This window comes from Paenibacillus sp. PK1-4R (assembly GCF_030369595.1).
Taxonomy (GTDB): Bacteria; Bacillota; Bacilli; order Paenibacillales; family Paenibacillaceae; genus Paenibacillus.
Genome location: NZ_CP126535.1, coordinates 2,677,229 through 2,696,555 on the forward strand (window position 1 = coordinate 2,677,229; position 19,327 = coordinate 2,696,555).

The window sequence follows — 19,327 nt, forward strand, 5'->3', positions numbered from 1 at the left end:
GGAATTTCAAACTATGATTCATATAAAACGTGTGTCGGTCGATAACTGGTATGCATGTACTCAACTGAATGTAACGGAAGAACAGAAAAAAAGTTTTCCCGCGCCGGTTGTATATTGGATTGCTGAATCCAAGGTCGTGACCGATTTTCAACCCATGGCCATCTATTTTGATTCGGATCTGGTTGGATTTGCTGTGTACTCAGATAAGCCGGATCATGAGGATAACTACTGGCTCCTTGCTCTAATGGTAGATATAAAATATCAGGGCAGAGGTTATGGAAGAGAAGCGCTTAGGAAGTTGATTGATCTAATGAAAGAATTGCTTAATTGCAAAAGCATCATGATTGGACACAGGCCGGAAAATCGTATCGCCGGGAATCTGTATGAATCACTTGGTTTTCAGAGAGTAAGTGAAGGGCTGATTGATGGCGAAGTCGTTCGGATTCTAACATGCAAGTAGTGCTAAAACATACGCGATTTGGATTATAAAGGAGGTAGCTTGTCTTTGAAGCATTTACACATTATTTTCTCATTACTCTTTATCATGTTAGGAATTGTGATTATTACGATCTCGAAGATGATTGAAGAGGTGATTCCCAAGCTAGGCTATGCAGCATTCCAGTCAGCAGCAGCTGGCAGTTATACTCCGAGTGATTATCAAGTGAATTTTGCACTGAATTATTGGATAGGCGCGATATGCATTTTGGGTGGAGTTATCTGTTTAATTAGTACAATGAATTGGGTTCAGAACTCCATCCGTGAAATGAATATAAGAAACAAAGCGTTTGATGAAACTGATAATTATGACGACACAAGAGAACTGAAATAGGTTATGATATGACATAAAAAAAGAAAGGGCAGATTGATATGATTACATTCCAATACTTTGAACCGGAAGATTTTGAACTACTGATTGAATGGAGTGGGGATGAAGCATTTCTGCTCCAGTGGGCCGGCCCTCAATTCCATTATCCACTTTCCAGAGAACAGCTATCGGATTATTTGCAGGGTGCCAATGATAAGAACACTTCAAATAAGTTCATTTATAAAGTGATGGATGAATCGACCCATGAGATTGTAGGCCATATTTCTCTTGGCGGTATCGATCGTTATAATCGTTCAGGGCGTATCGGTAAGGTGCTTGTTGGCAAGCCATATCAGGGTAAAGGTTATGGAAAGCAAATGATCGATGAGGCACTTCGAATTGGATTTGAAGAGGAGAAGTTACACCGGATCAGTCTGGGCGTATTTGATTTTAATGTCTCAGCCATCCGATGTTATGAAAAAGCGGGCTTTGTACAAGAAGGACTTATTCGTGATGCGAGAAGATATGAAGATACCTTCTGGAATCTTATCGAGATGAGCATATTAGAAAACGAATGGAAAAAATAGCTTCTCAAAAGCGATCATCATACTTGAGAGGAGGTTCTCCCACTCGTCATGCTGAGCCTACTGAAAAAGCTGACTTTTTGGTTTGTTATTTTCTCGCTAACTGTATGTTTCATTAATCTATCAGGAAATGATGATAAGAATATTCTGATTTATCTAACGAATCCTATAAATCCGTTGCTGAATGACTGGTTGACCAAAATAAATACAAATCCAGAGACGAACTCATTGTTCAGGCCGTTAATATACTTGTTACATTTGATTTTTTGGGGCGGAGTGGGGTTCATCCTGGATCGGCTCATTATGAAGCTTAAACGTAAAGGATAGATATGAGCAATTCTCAGAAAAAGGTCATCTTTCATGAGAAACCCTTCGATTAACGGATGTAATAACTACGTGTACGAAAATTTAAATGGGGAGGTTCTCATGTCATCAGAATGACAGGAGGACCTCCCCTTAATTACTACCTTCCTGGTTTATTTCAATGATCCCCGTATCAATAAATTCCTTCACAGGCACTCCGTCGCTAGCGAGTAACAGGGTCTCCATCATTTTGGTACCCCAGACTCCTTCATTCTGCGAAATAACGGCAGACAATTGACCGTTGAGCAACCCGTTTTCACTGGTCGGGCTGTCACCGAACGCGATTAAATGCCGGTTAAGGCCTTTGGCTTTCCAGATCAGAGTAGAGGCAGAGACAGAAACAAAATCGAGCCCGATAATCGCATTGAAGTGAGGGTGAGCTTGAATCATGTTCTCCATATCGGACATGGCTTGATCTTCATTCCCTTGATGATAACGAACTTCCAAGATTTCGATGTCTGTTTCACTGCGGATATAATCAATGAATCCATTAAGCCGCTGCTGCAAACCTTGCATCTCCTCCAAGCCATTCTCGACAAGAATCATGCCTTGATTATGCAGAAGTCTTGTAGTCGTCATCGCGAATTGCTGGCCAGTACGATAGTTATCGGCGCCCACATAAGCGATTCGATGACTGGATGGGACATCTGACTCAAATGTAATGACAGGAATACCCGCAGCTTGGGCTGCATCAATAACGGGTGTAAGTGCAGCAGCATCCACAGGAGATATAGCGATTCCGTCCACATGCTGTTTAATCATATTCTCCATGATACGGATCTGTTGTTCGGTATTGGCTTCATCAGGAGCGTTTACAATTAACGTGATATTGTGTTTCCCTGCATACTCCGTTGCATCCTTCGTGATCATCTCATAGGTTGGATACGTCATTGGATAGATAACACCAAAAGTTTTGCTCGCTGCAGATTTCTCTACAGGTGAAGTTGCAGGAAGTGTTGCAGCCATTTGCTGTGGCCGAATGTGTGCCGAACCGGATGAAATGATCATCGGGAACAGAAGTATTAGTGTAAGTAAAAGTGCAAATCTGGCTTTATTCATACATTTGCTCTTTTCTCATATCTGATGGTCTGGCCTGCGATTCCTCGGTTCCTTGAGTTCGGTATTCTCTTGGCGTAAAACCTGTTGTTTTCTTGAATATATTAGAAAAATAGTGAGAATCGTTGTAACCAACTTTGTAAGCAATCTCAAAGGTTTTGTTGTTGGTTGTTTTCAACAGCTCCTTGGCTTTACCGATTCGAATCTGAGTTAGATACTCCGTTATCGTTTGACCGGTTTCCTGACTGAAAATCTTGCTTAGATGACTTGGACTGATTCTGACGTGTGCAGAAATCATCTTCAACGAGACCTGTTCGTTATTGTATTCACGGGATACATAGGCTTTCACCTGATCAATAACATCACTGTATTTTCCGGAGCACGCGGCTCTTCTCTGCCATAACAGGTTAAGCAGGGAACACAGATACTGGGTGCAATCCTCCCAGCACGTGATCTTCCGGATCGTCTGTTGCAGGGAAGTAATGTTCTCATCCGAATGGTCACTCATGCGGAACAGCTGATTCGCAAGCCGAAACGACTCCAACGTAAGATCATTCAACAGATAGAAGCCATACGATGAGGACTTCCAGTCGAAGGACTGTAATGGAGCGGCAAACTCCTGCACAAAATGGTCACGCAGATTGAGACTGCCGATTTTGAGAAATTCAAGAAACGAATTCCTGTCGAGAAAAAGAGTTGTTTGCTCATCCAGGTTAATTTCACGTAGAGAAGCTCTGTTCTGAAGGGTGAGTCGATTAATATATTTATCTTCCTCCGCTTCCAGATAAGAGACATGTATTCCTTGCAGACGCTCCTGTTGACTGCCAATGCCCAGAATAATATGACAGTTGAACATATGCTCAAGTTCCATACGAACCCGCCCGCGAAGCTGCTCCAGATATACGGATATGCTGTCATCGGAGTGATACTTGAGCAGAAGCACGAGCTCTGTCCGGCTTCGAATATAAGGAAGAAGTTCTACGTGGGGATCACGAGTTTCCTCCAGTACGGGAATGAGCTTCTTCATCATGGATTCCGAGTCCCGGAAGTCATCTGTTAATCGTACGTCGATAATGACAATGGTATAATACCTGGCTGAGAGAGGAAGTGAGAGTTGTTTGGCTGATTCAATCGCATCGGTTGTACCGATGAGTCCTCCACACAGATCGGCCAACAGCTTTTCTTTGGTGATCGTCCGGCTTGTCATGCGTTGGTGTTCTTCATCCATTTGTTTGCTGACCTTATGAAGCATTTGGATTAGCTCTGCTGCGCTAATGGGCTTTAGACAGTACTCGGTCACACCAAGTCGGATGGCCTCCTGGGCATAGCTGAATTCATCATGACCGCTCATGATAATGATTTTGATATCAGGTTGTTGAGTGCGAACGATGGAGGTCAGTTCCAATCCGTTCATAAATGGCATTTTGATATCTGTAATCAGAATATCCGGAGCCCATTCATGAATTAAAGGTAACGCAAGCTCGCCGTCGGGTGCATCCCCGCAATAGTGAAAACCTTCCTTTTCCCAATCAATGCAACTGCGTATATTCTCCCGAATTCCAATTTCGTCATCCACAATCATCACCTTTTTCAACGGTGAACCTCCTTGCTTTTGGGGATACGAATCATAAATGTGCTGCCTTCCATATACGTACTTTCCATTTCAACGCCATAAGCTGGTCCGAAATAGAGCCGAATCCGGTGATGTACATTGAGCAGACCAAATCCGCCTTCCTGCTCGTCATCTTGGGGTGAACGGGAACCTGCTGGCTTCTCCAACTCTTCACGTAATTGTGCCAATCGATCCGCAGACATGCCGATTCCGTTGTCTTGTACGGTGAGAATGATGCTATTGTCCTCAACATATCCGTGTATGGATATCAGCCCTTGACCACGTTTGTTCTTGATCCCATGATAGAGCGCGTTTTCAATCAGGGGTTGCAGCGTCATTTTTAAAATGGGATAGTCCTGAAGCTCAGAGTCAACGCTGATCTCGTAGGTGAGAATATCGTGGTACCTCATCTGTTGAATGACCAAGTAACTCCGTGCATGTTCAAGCTCGGTTTGAATGGACACCCAATCGAATCCTTTGTTCAGACTCAAACGAAAGAACTTCGAGAGGGCCTGGACAAGTTTAATTACATTTTCTTTTTTCTCTGCTTCAGCCATCCATAGAATAGATTCTAATGTGTTATAGAGGAAGTGAGGGTTGATCTGAGCTTGCAGCGTACGTAGTTCAGCTATTTTTACCTGTTCATTCTCTCGAATGCTTTTTTCGATTAGTGTTTTGAGCTTATCGAGCATCACATTAAAGCTTTTACCCAGATCAGCAATTTCGTCCGAGCCGTGTGGTGTGACTTTGGCTTCCAAGTAACCGTTTGCAGCTTTACGCATCTTGTTCATCAGAATCCGAATGGGAAGAATCAGTCGATTATTCAGGAAAAAATATAACGATATTGCAAAGAACGCACTTAACAACACCGTGATGATGATCAATTGCCGAATGCTATTGGCCTCTGCAATGATTTCCTGATAAGGAGCTATGCCGATCATTTTCCATCCGGTCTGTTCTGAGGTGCTGTATACAACAAACTGGGGCTTGGATCCTGCAGACAGGATAAAGCTGTCGTGCTGTAAATGCAAAGGGATGGATCGGATCTGATCCATCATGGTTATGGATGCCGGGGTGGCATCCGGCCTGAAAAGTGTATTTCCGTATTGATCACTAATATAGAAAAAACCGGAATCCTTAATGGGGGTATTCGTCAAAAAATCATCAATGAACGAATCATTCAAATCAATTACGATGAACCCAATGACCTCATGCGTAATTCGCTCTTTGACCGTGGTTATAATTGAAAGCGCATTCTGTTTAGGGTAAGCTAACCCATCCAGCCTGTTATATTCGGCATAGGCTGCAGAATGAGGGATGCGCAGAATGGCATCCGGATACTGTATCAGATACTTGAAGTACGGGTTACGCAGCGGATTTCGTTCCAGCTTGAACACGCCTTTTCGTTCACTTATGCCTTTTCCATAAAAATTCACGAACGAGATATTAAGTACCTTGTCATACTTGTAGGTTTCCCGATAAAGGTTGTATGTCTGAAGGATGGCTTTGGCTTCCGGGTAGGACTCCGATTGAGAATACAAGTATTGAAGCACCTGCGGGTTCTTGCCCAGTTCGAGCAGCCGTTCCGTATCCTCAAACAAGATGTCAATATTCCTGGCAAGCTGGTCGGCAACCAGCTGTGTCGAGGCCTTGTTATGATTGGATACGACCGTATAGGATTTGTGGTAAGAAATCAATCCAACCACGATCAGTGGTACTGAACTGAGGATGATAAACATGCTGAGTAATTTAAGCCTGAGGCTTGAAGCAATCCATTGAATGAGTTTCAACGTATTCCACTCCATCTGAAGGGATCAAAAATGTATCATTAGTATAACATGATTTTCTAATATGTAAGAGAATCGCTAAATACTACACAATTAAACAAAGAAATTACACTTTTTAGACTCCATTTTTTGAAATTACTAAATTATTACATAAATAAAGTATGAGACTCCATATAAGCTCGGAATGAAAGCGTTCTATAATGTGGTCACACCACAAGGTGAAACGAAAAAAGGGAGGATCACAACATGCGAACCAAAAAAAAGTGGGGACTTGCCATAACATTGGCTATGGTGATGCTGGTCAGCACGGCATGTAGCAGTACCAATGGAGGAGCAGGCTCCGATAATGAAACTTCAACGAGTGGGAATGGCAGTACACCTGCCAGCGCCAAAACAATTACGCTTGGTTTTTCGCAGGTTGGTGCGGAGAGTGGTTGGCGTTCGGCGAATACCAAGTCGATTCAGGATTCAGCCAAAGAAGCGGGTTATGATTTGAAATTCTCCGATGCGCAGCAGAAGCAGGAAAATCAAATTAAAGCTTTGCGATCCTTCATACAACAGAAGGTGACGGTGATTGCTTTTTCCCCTGTTGTAGAATCCGGTTGGGATACCGTATTGAAGGAAGCGAAGGATGCAGGCATTCCCGTAATTTTGACGGACCGCGCTGTGGATTCGCCAGATAAAACCCTCTACAAAACCTTTATTGGATCCGACTTTGTAGAAGAAGGACGCAAAGCAGGTCAGTGGCTTAGTGACCAATACAAGGACACACAAGACGAGATCAATATCGTTGAGCTGCAGGGTACAACAGGCTCCGCACCAGCGAATGACCGTCAAGAGGGCTTTATGGAATTGATTGCTTCCAATTCGAAGCTTAAAGTGATTGCTTCACAATCGGGTGACTTTACACGTGCCAAAGGCAAAGAAGTCATGCAAGCTTTCCTCAAAGCACATAAAAAAATAGATGTTCTCTATGCACATAATGACGATATGGCACTTGGTGCAATTCAGGCCATTGAAGCGGCAGGACTGAAACCAGGCGTAGATATCACCATTATCTCTGTGGATGCCGTGAAGGATGGGATGCAGGCTGCAGCTGATGGCAAAATCAACTTTATCGTTGAATGTAATCCGCTGTTAGGACCTCAATTAATGGAAGCGGTTCAAGCGGTAGTGGACGGAAAAGACATCGAAGCCCGAATCGTAACGGACGAGACAACGTTCACATCGGAACAAGCCAAAGAAGCATTGCCAACACGCGAATATTAAAAGCAGATTCGTATAACACCGAAAAGTCATTTTTCGACCAGGCTGTCGCTAAATGACTTTTTTCCATAACAAAGGAGAGGGTTATATGGCCGAGCAAACACCCATTTTGCAAATGACAGGCATCACCAAACAATTTCCCGGGGTTAAAGCGCTATCCAGCGTCAGCTTTCGCTTGTTTCCGGGCGAGATTCATGCCTTGATGGGTGAGAACGGAGCAGGGAAGTCCACGCTTATTAAAGTTCTGACCGGCGTTTATTCCATTGACGAAGGAACGGTAACGATGGATAACCGGGATCTTTCGATCTCCGGTCCGCTTGAAGCGCAAAAGGCGGGAATCAGTACCGTTTACCAAGAGGTCAATCTCTGTCCAAACTTAACGGTTGCTGAGAATATTTTCATCGGGCGGGAGCCGATGCGATTTGGCAAAATCAATTGGAAGCAAATGAACAAAGATGCGGAGAACCTTCTGCGAGACAGATTACATCTGTCCATCGATGTTAAGGCTCCTTTACAGACCTATTCGGTGGCGATTCAACAACTGATTGCAATTGCAAGAGCACTCAGCATCTCGGCAAAAGTGCTCATACTGGATGAACCCACATCCAGTCTGGACAAAAACGAGGTTCAGCAACTGTTTCGTATTATGCACAAATTAAAGAGTGAAGGTCTCGCGATTCTTTTTGTTACTCATTTTCTTGATCAGGTATACGAAATGTCGGATCGTCTCACGGTGCTCCGTAACGGGGAATTGGAAGGAGAGTACATAGCCGCAGAACTTCCACGCATGGAACTGGTGCTCAAGATGATCGGCAAGGAGCTTGAGGTGCTTGAGGAGCTTCCGAAGGAAGCGGATGCTGCCCAGGCGGAGTCGGGAGAACTGTTAATTACCGCTAAGGCACTTGGACGCAAAGGAGCAATTGAGCCGTTCGATCTGGACATTCGCAAAGGAGAAGTCGTAGGCTTGGCTGGGTTATTGGGGTCTGGTCGTACCGAGATCGCTCGCCTTTTCTTTGGTGCAGATCGTTCAGATGAAGGCAAATTGCTCGTTGTAGATACAGGAAGTACGGTTAAGTCGCCGCGTCATGCAATTGATCAGAATATTGCTTTTTGCTCCGAGAACCGTAAAACCGAAGGCATAATCGATGATTTGACCATTCGGGAGAACATTATTCTGGCTTTACAAGCGACACGAGGCTGGTCCAAACCAATCTCACGCAAGAAACAGGATGAGATCGCCGAAAAGTACATCAACCTGTTAAATATCCATCCGAAAAACCCGGAGCATTTAATTAAAAATCTGAGCGGCGGTAATCAGCAAAAGGTGTTGCTTGCTCGGTGGCTGCTGATGAACCCCGATCTGTTGATTCTCGATGAACCTACGCGTGGAATTGATATCGGTGCCAAGACTGAAATACAGAAGCTCGTGCTCTCTCTGTCGAAGCAGGGCATGGCCGTGCTGTTCATTTCGTCCGAGCTGGAAGAAGTGATTCGTGTCAGCCACCGGATTGCCGTAATCCGGGACCGCAAAAAAGTGCAAGAACTTAGCGGGGATCAGATCCATCAACAGCAAATCATGAAAGCAATGGCAGGAGGTTAAAGAGATGGCGGGCAAGATGCGTAAACATCATTTGTTTTGGCCGTTATGTATGCTTGGTTTACTTTTAATCTTTAATTTGCTGTACTCTCCGGATTTCTTCTCCCTCGTCATGCGTGAAGGGAATCTGTATGGCAGCTTGATTGATATTCTCAATTTTGGAGCGCCTTTAATTCTGGTATCGATCGGCATGACACTGGTGATTGCGACCGGAGGTATTGATTTGTCCGTGGGCTCCATTGTAGCGATCTCCGGTGCCGTGGCTTGTATGAGCATCAGCAGAGGAGTAGATCAGAGTTCGTTCGGGCTTGTGTTGGGTGCACTTGGATTATCTATAGGTCTCTCCCTGATCTTGGGCATATGGAATGGGGCGCTGGTTTCGGTTGCCCGAATCCAGCCCATTATTGCAACGCTTATTCTGATGGTAGCTGGACGTGGGATTGCGCAATTGATTACGAGTGGACAGATTATTACTGTATCCAACGCGAACTACGCTTATATCGGGGCAGGTTCGCTTGCAGCATTACCTTTTTCCATCTTCATCGTATTAACTGTGCTGATAGTTGCCTCATTGTTGACGAGAAAAACGGCACTGGGACTGTTTATCGAATCGGTCGGAAGTAACGCAAACGCGAGCCGATTGGCAGGTATTCGTTCAAAAACGGTTATTCTCACGGTATATGTCTTCTGTGGTCTGTGTGCCGGCATTGCCGGGCTTATTCTCAGCTCGAATGTATCCAGTGCGGATGGCAATAACGCAGGTCTGTGGTATGAACTTGATGCCATTCTTGCTGTAGTCATCGGGGGGACTTCGCTCAATGGTGGTCATTTCTATCTAATGGGTACCGTCGTTGGAGCACTCATTATCCAAACCTTAACAACGACGATCTATATGATTGGAGTCCCGCCAGAAGTTACGTTGGTTGTCAAGGCCTTTGTTGTACTGGCCGTTTGTTTGATTCAATCCGATTCATTCCGCAATTCCATGGTGATCCGTTGGAAAAAACGGAAGTTTCCAGCCGAACAGGGGGTTAACCGCCATGTTTCTTAATCGTAAGTATCTCCCGGTCTTTGTCACCTTCGGCTTGCTGGCCGTGATGTTTGCTATAGGCTCTTTCCGTTATACGGGGTTCTTCTCCACTCAGGTACTGCTTAATCTTCTCATTGATAACGCCTTTCTGATTATCACGGCGATTGGCATGACTTTTGTGATTGTATCGGGAGGAATCGACCTGTCGGTAGGTTCTGTCATTGCGCTGACGACCATCATTAGCGCAAGTCTGGTCGAGAAGCAAGGGTGGTCGCCTGCGATTGTTATACCTATGGTGCTTGTCATGGGTGCGTTGTTTGGCACAGTCATGGGTGCGATCATCCACTATTTCAAAATCCAGCCTTTCATCGTGACACTGGCAGGCATGTTTTTGGCGCGGGGGCTGTGTTATGTCATCAGTCTCGACACCATTACCATTACGAATCCATTTTACACACAGGTTGCGCAGGCGAAAATTTCCCTGCCAGGGGGCAGTTTTGTCTCCATTAATGTGATTATTGCTCTGGTTATTGTACTGCTCGCGATCTACCTGGCACATTACACCCGGTTTGGGCGCAACGTTTACGCCATCGGCGGAAGCGAGCAATCCGCGCTGCTCATGGGACTGCCGGTTGCACGTACCAAAATCCTGGTGTATACGTTCAGCGGTTTGTGCTCCGCGCTTGCCGGTGTTGTCTTCACCTTCTATATGTTATCCGGTTATGGATTACACGCCATGGGTCTTGAACTTGATACCATCGCGGCTGTTGTGATCGGAGGCACCTTGTTAACAGGTGGTGTAGGGTATGTGGCGGGAACCTTTATTGGTGTATTGATCCAGGGGGCTATCCAAACTATAATTAGCTTCGAAGGTACGCTCAGCTCATGGTGGACCAAGATTGTGATTGGCCTAATGCTGTTTGTTTTTATTTTGTTCCAGCGACTTCTTAGCGGAAGGCGAGTATCCTCGAAATCACTGCATTAAGTTAATTGAATTAAATAACTGAACACAAATACCAAACAATGATATAACACGATGTGCTCTGCATTGGTGGCTGCAGAGACTAACATGGAGATGGGGGATGCGTGAGTGAGAAGACATGTGAACGGGTTGTGCTTGTTCATTCTACTGCTGCTTGTCGGTTGCACAACCCCTGAGTCTGAATCTGTTCCTCCTCCCATCTCGTCTAACAACTTGGAAACTCTTCCCTCTGTTGAGGAATGGATAGAATCAGCGGTAGCAAGGGATACCTCTATAAAACCGATTGTTTTGGGTTTTTCACAACTGGGCAGAGAGAGTGCCTGGCGTCTGGCAAACTCCACGTCTATTCGAAATGCTGCGGCAGAATCGGGAATCTCCCTTGTGATAAAAAATGCAGAACAGTCTCAGACGAAACAGTTCGAGGCTGTTCGGTCGTTCATCAGACAAAAGGTGGATGTCATTGCCATTGCACCGGTCGTGGAATCGGGCTGGGAGGGTATTCTTCAGGAGGCCAAGGATGCAGGTATACCCGTGATCATCGTAGACCGATCAGTTGATGTCAAAGACACTTCACTTTTTGTGACAACGATTGGATCGGACTTTTATGAGGAAGGTGTGAAGGCCGGAAAGTACGTTCAGGATCGGATGCGAAATCATCCGGGATCGATACGAATTGCCGAACTGCAAGGCACGAGTGGTTCTACGCCTTCTATCCAGCGTGGTGAAGGATTTAGAAGCATTTTCGACACCAGAGCAGATATCATCTTCTCACAAAGTGCTCCTGCCGATTTTACGGAGGACAACGGGAAACAAGTCATGAAAGAATTCCTTCAGGTCCCGGAAGACAAACGGCCGCAGGTTCTTTTTGCCCATAATGATGAAATGGCGTTTGGCGCCATACAAGCGATAGAAGAAGTTGGGCTGAAGCCGGGAGAGGACATTATCATTGTCTCGGTGGACGGCTCCCGCAAAGCACTTGAAATTCTGGCGAGTGGGAAAATCAACGCTGTGGTGGAATGTAACCCGCTGCTTGGTCCTCAGCTTATGCAGGCTACAAAAGAAATTATTGCAGGGCGTACACTCCCAAAGCGCATGGTGCCCCCGGAGGACATTTTTACACAGGAGAGTGCTAAACGGGAGATGTACAACAGGCGATTCTAGAATTCGTGAATAAATAGAACATTTTGGATAAAATTCAATTTACTTTAAATAAAGTTATCGTTTATACTGAACTCACCTTGAACTAAAGCTCTTATCTATGAGAAAGGACGTAGCGGATTACGTGTATATGAAAGCGCTTTTTTCGAGGGTGAAAGTTTGATAAAGAGAGGGAGTGTAGAAGGTAGTATGCTGTGAATATATTATGAGGAGGTAATTTTATGTTTAAAGTAAAGCTAGCAAAGGCGGTAATATCTCTCGCACTTTTTGGTACCTTATTTTCTATCCCGGCGGTGCCCGATGCTCGTGCTGCAGATGCAAGTTGTCCGAATGGTTATGTAGGTCTGACGTTTGATGATGGCCCATCTGGAAATACAACAAACATGCTTAACGCGTTGAAGCAAGCTGGTTTACGGGCAACGATGTTCAATGTTGGGCAAAATGCGCAAAATAATCAATCGCTGGTTACTGCACAGGTGGCAGCAGGCATGTGGATTGGCAATCATTCGTATACACATCCGAATATGACTACATTAAACAGCGCTCAGATGTCGTCAGAGATTACACGGACACAGCAGACAATCCAGTCCATTACCGGAAGTTCACCTAAACTGTTCAGACCTCCTTACGGTGCGACAAATGCTACCTTGAAATCCGTTGTGAGCCAAAACGGCCTGAAGGAAATACTGTGGAACGTAGATTCCCAAGACTGGAATGGTGCCAGCGCAGCCCAGATTGTAGCAGCAGTGAACACGATGAAAAGTGGTGACGTCATTCTAATGCATGATCAGTACCAGACGACACTTCAAGCCATTCCACAGATTGCACAAAATCTGAAGAATCGCGGCCTTTGCTCCGGTATGATCTCATCAACGACCGGTCGGGCAGTTGCACCCGATAGTAGCACTACGAATCCGCCAAGTAACGGAACAAAAGTGGAAGCTGAGAATATGACCAAAGGTGGGCAATACACCGGCAATATCAGTTCTCCTTTCAATGGCGTGGTCCTTTATGCTAACAATGATTTGGTTAAATATACTCAGAATTTTGCAACGAGCACACACAATTTTTCACTTCGTGGAGCTTCAAACAATGCCAACATGGCGAGAGTTGATTTGAAGATTGGTGGACAGACGAAGGGAACCTTTTACTTTGGCGGGAGCTCTCCAGCGGTCTATACCCTGAATAATATCAGCCACGGAACGGGAAATCAGGTCATTGAGTTGGTTGTAACAGCCGATGACGGTACATGGGATATCTATATTGATTACTTGGAAATACATTAACAAGTTCAAGGTTAATTGAGAAATAATGCGTGATGATGAAATCCCGTTGGGTTAATCCAATGGGATTTCATCATGTTTTTGGCCATTTTGTAACACAAAAGTGGAAGAAAAACATTTATAATGGATGAAATTGAGGATAGGAAAAATTTGGTTTGTATTGAAACTATTTATGGAATAGGAGTGGATTGACCACATGATCATTATGATTAACGGAGCGTTTGGTTCGGGAAAAACTTCTGCAGCAGAAGCACTTCAGCCCTTAATTGCAAACAGCATGATCTACGATCCTGAAGAAATAGGTTATATGCTCAGAAAACTTCTTCCGGAGAATTGTAGAGAGGAAAGGGAACGTACGGATGATTTTCAAGATATCGATCTATGGAAAATTCTAACCGTAAAGACAGCTAAAGAAGTAAAGCAGAAATACAACAAACACTTAATTGTCCCCATGACCATCTATAAAGAGGAAAACTTTAATTACATTTATAACGAGTTGAAAGAGATCGATCAGAACATTCATCATTTTTGCTTAACGGCTACAGAAGAGACGATTTATCATCGTTTGGCTAAACGTGGAGATGAATATGGAGGCTGGCAATATCAACAAGCACCAAAGTGTGTTGAAGCTTTCAAGGATGAACAATTTCAAACTCGCATTATTACCGATCATCTGGAGACTAGTGAAATCATAGAACTCATTTTGAAGAAGGTCCTATCCAAATAATTATCTTTTTTATTAAGGAGGATTTTAGGATGATGATTGTACATGTACTCTCAAGAAAAGATTGGGAAGCCGCGTTGATCAATGGGGTATACAGAGCAGCATCTTTAGAAAAGGAAGGTTTTATTCATTGCTCACCTGTGGATAAGATCGTAGCTGTGGCTAATTATAATTACCCCGGGACAAAGGGGTTAGTATTACTTTGCTTGGATGCATCTAAAATAAAATCAGAAGTTATATGGGAAGATCTGTATAATGAAGGCAGGGAATATCCTCATATTTACGGTGAGTTAAATCTTGACGCGGTATTTCATACATATGATTTTGAGCCTAATACAGAAGGGAGATTTTCCCTACCTCCTGATTTAGAGAACATGCGGTGATGTCGGATTTCTTGGATAGACGCTGGTATCGTTGAAGAAATGAACAGAAGAGGATGGATCGTAATTGACGACTGTGACTTTTGAAGAGGTAACCGAACAGCACCTCCCTGAAATTAGAGAGATTTATAACTATTATGTAATGAATACAACGATTTCGTTTCATACGGAGGAATTAAATCTTGATCAGATTAAATCCTCTGTAATGAACAAAGATACACGGTATAAAACTTATGTAATTCTTGAAAACAATCAAATGATGGGCTATGTTCTGATTACCCAATATAAGAGCAAACAGGCATATGATATCTGTGGTGAAGTCACCATATATCTAAAGCACGATATTTTGGGAAAAGGCTTGGGGAAACAAGCACTAGGTTTCATTGAGAAGGTTGCAAAAGAACAAGGATTCCATACCTTAATTGCGACAATTTGCATGGAGAATACAAGAAGTAAATCATTATTTGAGAGAAACGGTTATGAACAATGTGCTCTGTTTAAAGAGATCGGATATAAATTTGATAGAAAACTGGATATTGGAAGTTTCCAAAAGATATTGTAAGGAGAATACAGAATGAGTAATAACCTATATATTATATCTGGCCCCCCTGGAGTAGGGAAATCTACAACTTCCAAGCTGCTGGTTCAGACTTTAGAGAGAAGTGCGTATATTTCTGGAGATGCGGTTAGTCACTTTCCGGTCAAAGGGCGAGGTAAACCCTGGCTTGATAAGGATACACACGATTTAACTTGGAAAAATATATCTAGTCTAGTGAAAAACTTATTGGATTATAAATACGATGTAGTTCTGGACTACGTAGCCTTTCCGGAAGACATGGATGGGTTAATGACCGAATTGGCAGACTATCATGTTCGCATAATCTATGTTGTATTAATGGTTGATCGTCAAACCATTATTCGTAGAGACCGTCTAAGAGCAGAAGAATATCAAATGAAAGAAAGAAGTATAATTCTGCTGGATGAGTTTGAAAATCATCCGGATCTGAGAGTAGATAACAAGCTGTATACTAGTCATTTTACAGAAGCACAATTACCTGAAATAGTAAGTGAAATTATAAATAATGAGAAATATCGGGTGAAATAACTGTACTGTTATTATGCTTCGAATTAAAAATGATAAGAGGGTGAACAGATGAACAGAGGAATACGTTTTGAAATACCAAATGCCTATGGTCGCTTTCTTGGAGAGATTTTAAAACCAATGGGGGTATCTAATTTTGATTGGTTTATTGGTGGAGAAGAATCCTATTTCATTGAGGGTGATACGTTAGGGGATGATCTTTTTCCGGATATGATTATTGGTATGAATGGAGAAGAATTACAAAAGATTATTGAGAACAACGAGTATTATTTAATATTTACGAATTTAAAAGCATTTCCAAAAGGCAGACAAATAACAGATGTAATCACCTATGAAGATTATGTGGAGAGTGAGTGTCAGATGGTTCTTCTTGTGATCGATAGTATCTACGTCACGGTTTATTGTAAAGATCTAGAGAAAGTCAAGGAATTATATAATCATATAAATAGACAGGGATTTGAATCTCTCGAATATTTAACGGATGAGAATGATACGAGGACAATACTATCGGTCTGGTGATAAAGGAGATTGGGATTAACTGCTAAGGTTTGATAGACCATCCCATGCATACGTTGATATACATTAACATAGCGTTGAGTTTAGGTGTTAGGTGTTAACTCTAACGAACCTGACACGTCTTATTCGGGGATTTGAAACGCCTTTCGAAATCTAAGGAATCTGAGACACGCTATATCAGAAAAAATAGCCTTTTGTAGCCTTTTTGTCAGATGATTTTGGGAAATAAGATGTCTCATGTTCCTTACAATTTTAAAAGAGGACCTGAAGGCCGAATAAGATGTCTTGTGTTCCTTAGTAAATCGCCTGACCATGCGCCAGCATCAGTCACCCTGAACTTCAGCAATTTTCGGACGGTAAGCTGGCACCCACCATCGTTTACTTGCCTGAGTTTGAAGACACACTTTGGTCCATTTCCCCATGATATTTGAATGTTTATGAATACGATTACATCTTATGAATGAAGAAGGAGTTGAAAGAAAGATGGAGACAGAACGACTTATATTTCGGAAATATACCAAAAATGATTTTGATTTACTTTTCGAGATGACACGTGAGCCAAATATGATGAAATTTATTAGACATGGAGGACCCTGGACGAAGGAAGAAACCATGCAAAGCCTGGAAAAGTTCATCAACTGGAATAAAGACGATAAAGGGCTGTTTCTCGCATTTAATAAAGAGGATAACAAGTTAATTGGAACCTCTGGACTGATTCCTCAAATCATTGAAGGCACTGATGAGCTTGAAGTTGGTTACTGGGTCATAGAGCAATACTGGGGAATGGGTTACGGATATGAACAAGCAAAAGCGTGGAAAGAATATGGCATGGATCACATGAAGCAGAAAAGATTAATATCTTTAATTCAACATGGCAATGCGGGTTCTATGAAAGTCGCGCAAAAGAATGGCATGAAACACGAGAAGGACGTAGACATAATAGGGAAAAATGTAGCAGTGTACTCGATTGAGGTGAAGTGAATATGACTCCTTTTCCTGAACTTGAAACCAAAGGACTGCTGTTAAGAGAGATTAAACAGAGTGATTCCCAAGACATATTTCATATTTTTTCTTCAGATGAAGTTACAAGGTTCTACGATGTAGAAAGTTTTACGAATACAAAACAAGCAGAAGAACTCATACAAAGATGGAATGAACGATTCAAAAATGGTCAGGTCATCCGTTGGGGAATTGCTTTGAAATCGGACAACAGAATTATTGGAACATGTGGATTTCATGGTTGGATGAAACAACATCATAAAGCTGTGATGGGATATGAATTAGCACCGGAGTTCTGGCGGCAGGGTTACATGACCGAGGTAACTCAGAAAATCGTTGAATATGGATTCAAGAACCTTGAATTAAACAGAATTGAAGCATTTGTAGAGCCAGAGAACGCGGGATCAAGAAAGTTGCTTGAGAGAATTGGGTTCAGTGAAGAAGGCATATTGAAAGAGAATTTTATTTGGAAAAATCGATTTGTTGATAATGTCATCTATGCATTTTTGAAGAAAGAATATGTATGAAAATACGAATTATTGGATCTTGCGGTAGTGGGAAATCAACATTAGCCAAAGAATTATCGGATAAATACGGTATTCCTTCCTATGAATTAGACAATCTCATATGGGACAGAAGCGCCGAAAATCTGAGATATCCTGAAAGTGTTAGGGATGAATCCGTTCAATCTATTGTCAGTTCAGAGGCTTGGATCATAGAAGGAGTACAGTGCAAAGATTGGACAATTAAGTCCATCCAGGAAGCAGATTTGATTTTTGTATTAGCTCCAAATGTTTTCATTAGAGATTATCGAATTATAAAGAGGTTTGTATTGTCCAGAATGGGCTTGCAACCGTGGAATTACAAGCAGTCATTCAAGAACTTATGCAAGATGATTGTGAAATGGAACCATCAATATAATATAGAAGAAGTTATATGTACAATTAACACAAACCGCAAAACTGCAACAATCACAAAGAATAAAAAACAAGTGATACAGTTGATTGAACATCATTTGGAAGTGGTTGTAAGTGAAAGTGAAAAGAATCTTAGAGGTAATCAAGGATTGTCGAGTGAGGAGATACAGTGGTGAATATAAAGATACAACCAGTCACACGAGAGAATTGGGAAGAGGCGCTGAAAATCTCTTTGTATGAACACCAAGCGTCATTAGTTCCGTCCGTTATTGAGGGAATCGCTTACGCCTATGTAAAACCGTGGGATGAAGCATTTGATCCTTATGTACTTGAGATCGATGGGAAGGTATTTGGTTTCTTTTATCTGAGTTATACGCCAGATAGTACAGATAATTACTGGATTGGTGGTTTTCAAATCGATAAATCCTATCAAGGTAAAGGAATGGGAAGGCTCGCTTTAAGAGCCATTCTAGATTACATTACGAAACAGCATCCGTTGTGCAAGGTTATTTCATTAACGGTTGAACGGAATAATGAAATAGCACAGAACTTGTATAAGAGCATGTTGTTTATCAGTGAGAATAGAACCAATTCAGATGATGAAGTGATCTACAGGTTGGTAATAAGGTAAGAAATTTGAATAGTGTAAAGATTACATGTGATGATTTTCTAAATGAGGTGACTTAAACATTGAATAGTAAGAATCATAAGGATGAATTACAAATCGTATTTGATGATCATGAAGAAGACTACAAAAAAGTTTGTAATAACTTATATAACTATAACGTCTCTGAAACAAATGGATTATTAAAGAAGCCTGGAAAGACTATCAATCTTTTTTTACGGGACAAGACAGGTAAGGCAGTTGGTGGGATCTTCTGTGCTACATATTGTGAAACATTATATATTGATAATTTTTGGATAGATGAGGAACACAGAAAGAAAGGATATGGGAAGTCTTTAATCATGCAAGCAGAAAGCATGGCTTCTGAATTAGGATGTAAGCTTGCACACACAAGCACATTTTCATATCAATCACCGAAATTCTATCAAAAAATGGGCTATGAAGTGTTTGGATTAATTGATGAGTATCCTGATGGAATCATTCAATATTTTATGAAGAAAAGATTATAAAACGAGTACCTAACATAGTATTGGATTTAACG

The 19,327-nt window shown here is 42.4% G+C and carries 22 protein-coding genes; 19 read left to right on the forward strand and 3 right to left on the reverse strand.

What is annotated here, in order from left to right; translation table 11 throughout:
- The first annotated feature begins 13 nt into the window (after positions 1–13).
- From QNO02_RS11840 to QNO02_RS11850, 3 genes are read left to right on the forward strand one after another with little or no spacing between them, the layout of a single operon-like run.
- Positions 14–460, forward strand: coding sequence for a GNAT family N-acetyltransferase (locus QNO02_RS11840; RefSeq protein WP_289392116.1), 447 nt, complete (start codon positions 14–16; stop codon positions 458–460).
- 45 nt (positions 461–505) lie between these two features.
- Complete coding sequence (locus QNO02_RS11845) at positions 506–829, forward strand: hypothetical protein (RefSeq protein ID WP_289392117.1); 324 nt, start codon at positions 506–508, stop codon at positions 827–829.
- 38 nt (positions 830–867) lie between these two features.
- Positions 868–1,392 (forward strand): GNAT family N-acetyltransferase, encoded by a 525-nt coding sequence (locus QNO02_RS11850; protein WP_289392118.1) that lies wholly within the window; start codon positions 868–870, stop codon positions 1,390–1,392.
- Positions 1,393–1,845: 453 nt separating this feature from the next.
- Here the strand turns inward: QNO02_RS11850 and QNO02_RS11855 are convergent, their stop codons facing one another.
- The 3 genes from QNO02_RS11855 to QNO02_RS11865 are packed head-to-tail and all read right to left on the reverse strand — an operon-like array spanning position 1,846 to position 6,210.
- On the reverse strand, positions 1,846–2,811 hold the full coding sequence (locus tag QNO02_RS11855) for a sugar ABC transporter substrate-binding protein (protein WP_289392119.1): 966 nt from the start codon (positions 2,809–2,811) through the stop codon (positions 1,846–1,848).
- Positions 2,804–4,393, reverse strand: a complete 1,590-nt coding sequence (locus tag QNO02_RS11860; RefSeq protein ID WP_289392755.1) for a response regulator — start codon at positions 4,391–4,393, stop codon at positions 2,804–2,806. The genes QNO02_RS11855 and QNO02_RS11860 overlap by 8 nt, the downstream gene beginning before the upstream one ends.
- Before the next feature lie 5 nt (positions 4,394–4,398).
- Positions 4,399–6,210 carry a cache domain-containing sensor histidine kinase gene (locus tag QNO02_RS11865; protein WP_289392120.1) on the reverse strand — a complete coding sequence of 604 codons (1,812 nt, stop codon included), beginning with the start codon at positions 6,208–6,210 and terminating at the stop codon, positions 4,399–4,401.
- Between the two features lie 243 nt (positions 6,211–6,453).
- Between QNO02_RS11865 and QNO02_RS11870 the strand changes: the two genes are divergently transcribed.
- The 16 genes from QNO02_RS11870 (at position 6,454) to QNO02_RS11945 (ending at position 19,295) form a co-directional block, all read left to right on the forward strand.
- Positions 6,454–7,476 (forward strand): ABC transporter substrate-binding protein, encoded by a 1,023-nt coding sequence (locus QNO02_RS11870; protein ID WP_289392121.1) that lies wholly within the window; start codon positions 6,454–6,456, stop codon positions 7,474–7,476.
- Positions 7,477–7,561: 85 nt separating this feature from the next.
- Positions 7,562–9,073 (forward strand): sugar ABC transporter ATP-binding protein, encoded by a 1,512-nt coding sequence (locus QNO02_RS11875; protein ID WP_289392122.1) that lies wholly within the window; start codon positions 7,562–7,564, stop codon positions 9,071–9,073.
- 4 nt (positions 9,074–9,077) lie between these two features.
- On the forward strand, positions 9,078–10,121 hold the full coding sequence (locus QNO02_RS11880; RefSeq protein WP_289392123.1) for an ABC transporter permease: 1,044 nt from the start codon (positions 9,078–9,080) through the stop codon (positions 10,119–10,121).
- Complete coding sequence (gene yjfF, locus QNO02_RS11885; protein WP_017689006.1) at positions 10,111–11,085, forward strand: galactofuranose ABC transporter, permease protein YjfF; 975 nt, start codon at positions 10,111–10,113, stop codon at positions 11,083–11,085. The genes QNO02_RS11880 and yjfF overlap by 11 nt, the downstream gene beginning before the upstream one ends.
- A 105-nt stretch (positions 11,086–11,190) precedes the next feature.
- Positions 11,191–12,243, forward strand: a complete 1,053-nt coding sequence (locus QNO02_RS11890) for an ABC transporter substrate-binding protein (RefSeq protein ID WP_289392124.1) — start codon at positions 11,191–11,193, stop codon at positions 12,241–12,243.
- Between the two features lie 218 nt (positions 12,244–12,461).
- The gene (locus tag QNO02_RS11895; protein WP_249911016.1) at positions 12,462–13,526 is read left to right on the forward strand and encodes a polysaccharide deacetylase family protein; all 1,065 of its coding nucleotides are present in this window, start codon (positions 12,462–12,464) and stop codon (positions 13,524–13,526) included.
- Between the two features lie 193 nt (positions 13,527–13,719).
- Positions 13,720–14,250, forward strand: coding sequence for an AAA family ATPase (locus QNO02_RS11900; protein ID WP_289392125.1), 531 nt, complete (start codon positions 13,720–13,722; stop codon positions 14,248–14,250).
- A gap of 29 nt (positions 14,251–14,279) precedes the next feature.
- Entirely contained in the window at positions 14,280–14,630 is a 351-nt protein-coding gene (locus tag QNO02_RS11905; protein ID WP_289392126.1) for a DUF952 domain-containing protein, read from the forward strand.
- 73 nt (positions 14,631–14,703) lie between these two features.
- Positions 14,704–15,189 carry a GNAT family N-acetyltransferase gene (locus tag QNO02_RS11910; protein ID WP_289392756.1) on the forward strand — a complete coding sequence of 162 codons (486 nt, stop codon included), beginning with the start codon at positions 14,704–14,706 and terminating at the stop codon, positions 15,187–15,189.
- Between the two features lie 12 nt (positions 15,190–15,201).
- Positions 15,202–15,732 (forward strand): AAA family ATPase, encoded by a 531-nt coding sequence (locus QNO02_RS11915; RefSeq protein ID WP_289392127.1) that lies wholly within the window; start codon positions 15,202–15,204, stop codon positions 15,730–15,732.
- Between the two features lie 48 nt (positions 15,733–15,780).
- A complete protein-coding gene (locus QNO02_RS11920; protein ID WP_289392128.1) occupies positions 15,781–16,248 on the forward strand; it encodes a DUF2691 family protein in 468 nt (155 codons plus the stop codon).
- Between the two features lie 480 nt (positions 16,249–16,728).
- Complete coding sequence (locus QNO02_RS11925; RefSeq protein ID WP_289392129.1) at positions 16,729–17,226, forward strand: GNAT family N-acetyltransferase; 498 nt, start codon at positions 16,729–16,731, stop codon at positions 17,224–17,226.
- A 2-nt stretch (positions 17,227–17,228) separates the two neighbouring features.
- A complete protein-coding gene (locus QNO02_RS11930) occupies positions 17,229–17,771 on the forward strand; it encodes a GNAT family N-acetyltransferase (protein ID WP_289392131.1) in 543 nt (180 codons plus the stop codon).
- Positions 17,768–18,337: a P-loop NTPase family protein gene (locus QNO02_RS11935; protein WP_289392132.1), complete on the forward strand. Its 570-nt coding sequence runs from the start codon at positions 17,768–17,770 to the stop codon at positions 18,335–18,337. The genes QNO02_RS11930 and QNO02_RS11935 overlap by 4 nt, the downstream gene beginning before the upstream one ends.
- The gene (locus QNO02_RS11940) at positions 18,334–18,792 is read left to right on the forward strand and encodes a GNAT family N-acetyltransferase (protein ID WP_289392133.1); all 459 of its coding nucleotides are present in this window, start codon (positions 18,334–18,336) and stop codon (positions 18,790–18,792) included. The genes QNO02_RS11935 and QNO02_RS11940 overlap by 4 nt, the downstream gene beginning before the upstream one ends.
- A gap of 59 nt (positions 18,793–18,851) precedes the next feature.
- Positions 18,852–19,295, forward strand: coding sequence for a GNAT family N-acetyltransferase (locus tag QNO02_RS11945; RefSeq protein WP_289392134.1), 444 nt, complete (start codon positions 18,852–18,854; stop codon positions 19,293–19,295).
- Positions 19,296–19,327 lie beyond the last annotated feature (32 nt).

Coding starts and splice junctions, on each gene's coding strand:
- QNO02_RS11930 (WP_289392131.1), top strand. CDS start 17,229: ATGACTCCTTTTCCTGAACTTGAAACCAAAGGACTGCTGTTAAGAGAG.
- QNO02_RS11915 (WP_289392127.1), top strand. CDS start 15,202: ATGAGTAATAACCTATATATTATATCTGGCCCCCCTGGAGTAGGGAAA.
- QNO02_RS11870 (WP_289392121.1), top strand. CDS start 6,454: ATGCGAACCAAAAAAAAGTGGGGACTTGCCATAACATTGGCTATGGTG.
- QNO02_RS11905 (WP_289392126.1), top strand. CDS start 14,280: ATGATGATTGTACATGTACTCTCAAGAAAAGATTGGGAAGCCGCGTTG.
- QNO02_RS11840 (WP_289392116.1), top strand. CDS start 14: ATGATTCATATAAAACGTGTGTCGGTCGATAACTGGTATGCATGTACT.
- QNO02_RS11925 (WP_289392129.1), top strand. CDS start 16,729: ATGGAGACAGAACGACTTATATTTCGGAAATATACCAAAAATGATTTT.
- QNO02_RS11875 (WP_289392122.1), top strand. CDS start 7,562: ATGGCCGAGCAAACACCCATTTTGCAAATGACAGGCATCACCAAACAA.
- QNO02_RS11895 (WP_249911016.1), top strand. CDS start 12,462: ATGTTTAAAGTAAAGCTAGCAAAGGCGGTAATATCTCTCGCACTTTTT.
- QNO02_RS11880 (WP_289392123.1), top strand. CDS start 9,078: ATGGCGGGCAAGATGCGTAAACATCATTTGTTTTGGCCGTTATGTATG.
- yjfF (WP_017689006.1), top strand. CDS start 10,111: ATGTTTCTTAATCGTAAGTATCTCCCGGTCTTTGTCACCTTCGGCTTG.
- QNO02_RS11850 (WP_289392118.1), top strand. CDS start 868: ATGATTACATTCCAATACTTTGAACCGGAAGATTTTGAACTACTGATT.
- QNO02_RS11855 (WP_289392119.1), bottom strand. CDS start 2,811: ATGAATAAAGCCAGATTTGCACTTTTACTTACACTAATACTTCTGTTC.
- QNO02_RS11900 (WP_289392125.1), top strand. CDS start 13,720: ATGATCATTATGATTAACGGAGCGTTTGGTTCGGGAAAAACTTCTGCA.
- QNO02_RS11935 (WP_289392132.1), top strand. CDS start 17,768: ATGAAAATACGAATTATTGGATCTTGCGGTAGTGGGAAATCAACATTA.
- QNO02_RS11920 (WP_289392128.1), top strand. CDS start 15,781: ATGAACAGAGGAATACGTTTTGAAATACCAAATGCCTATGGTCGCTTT.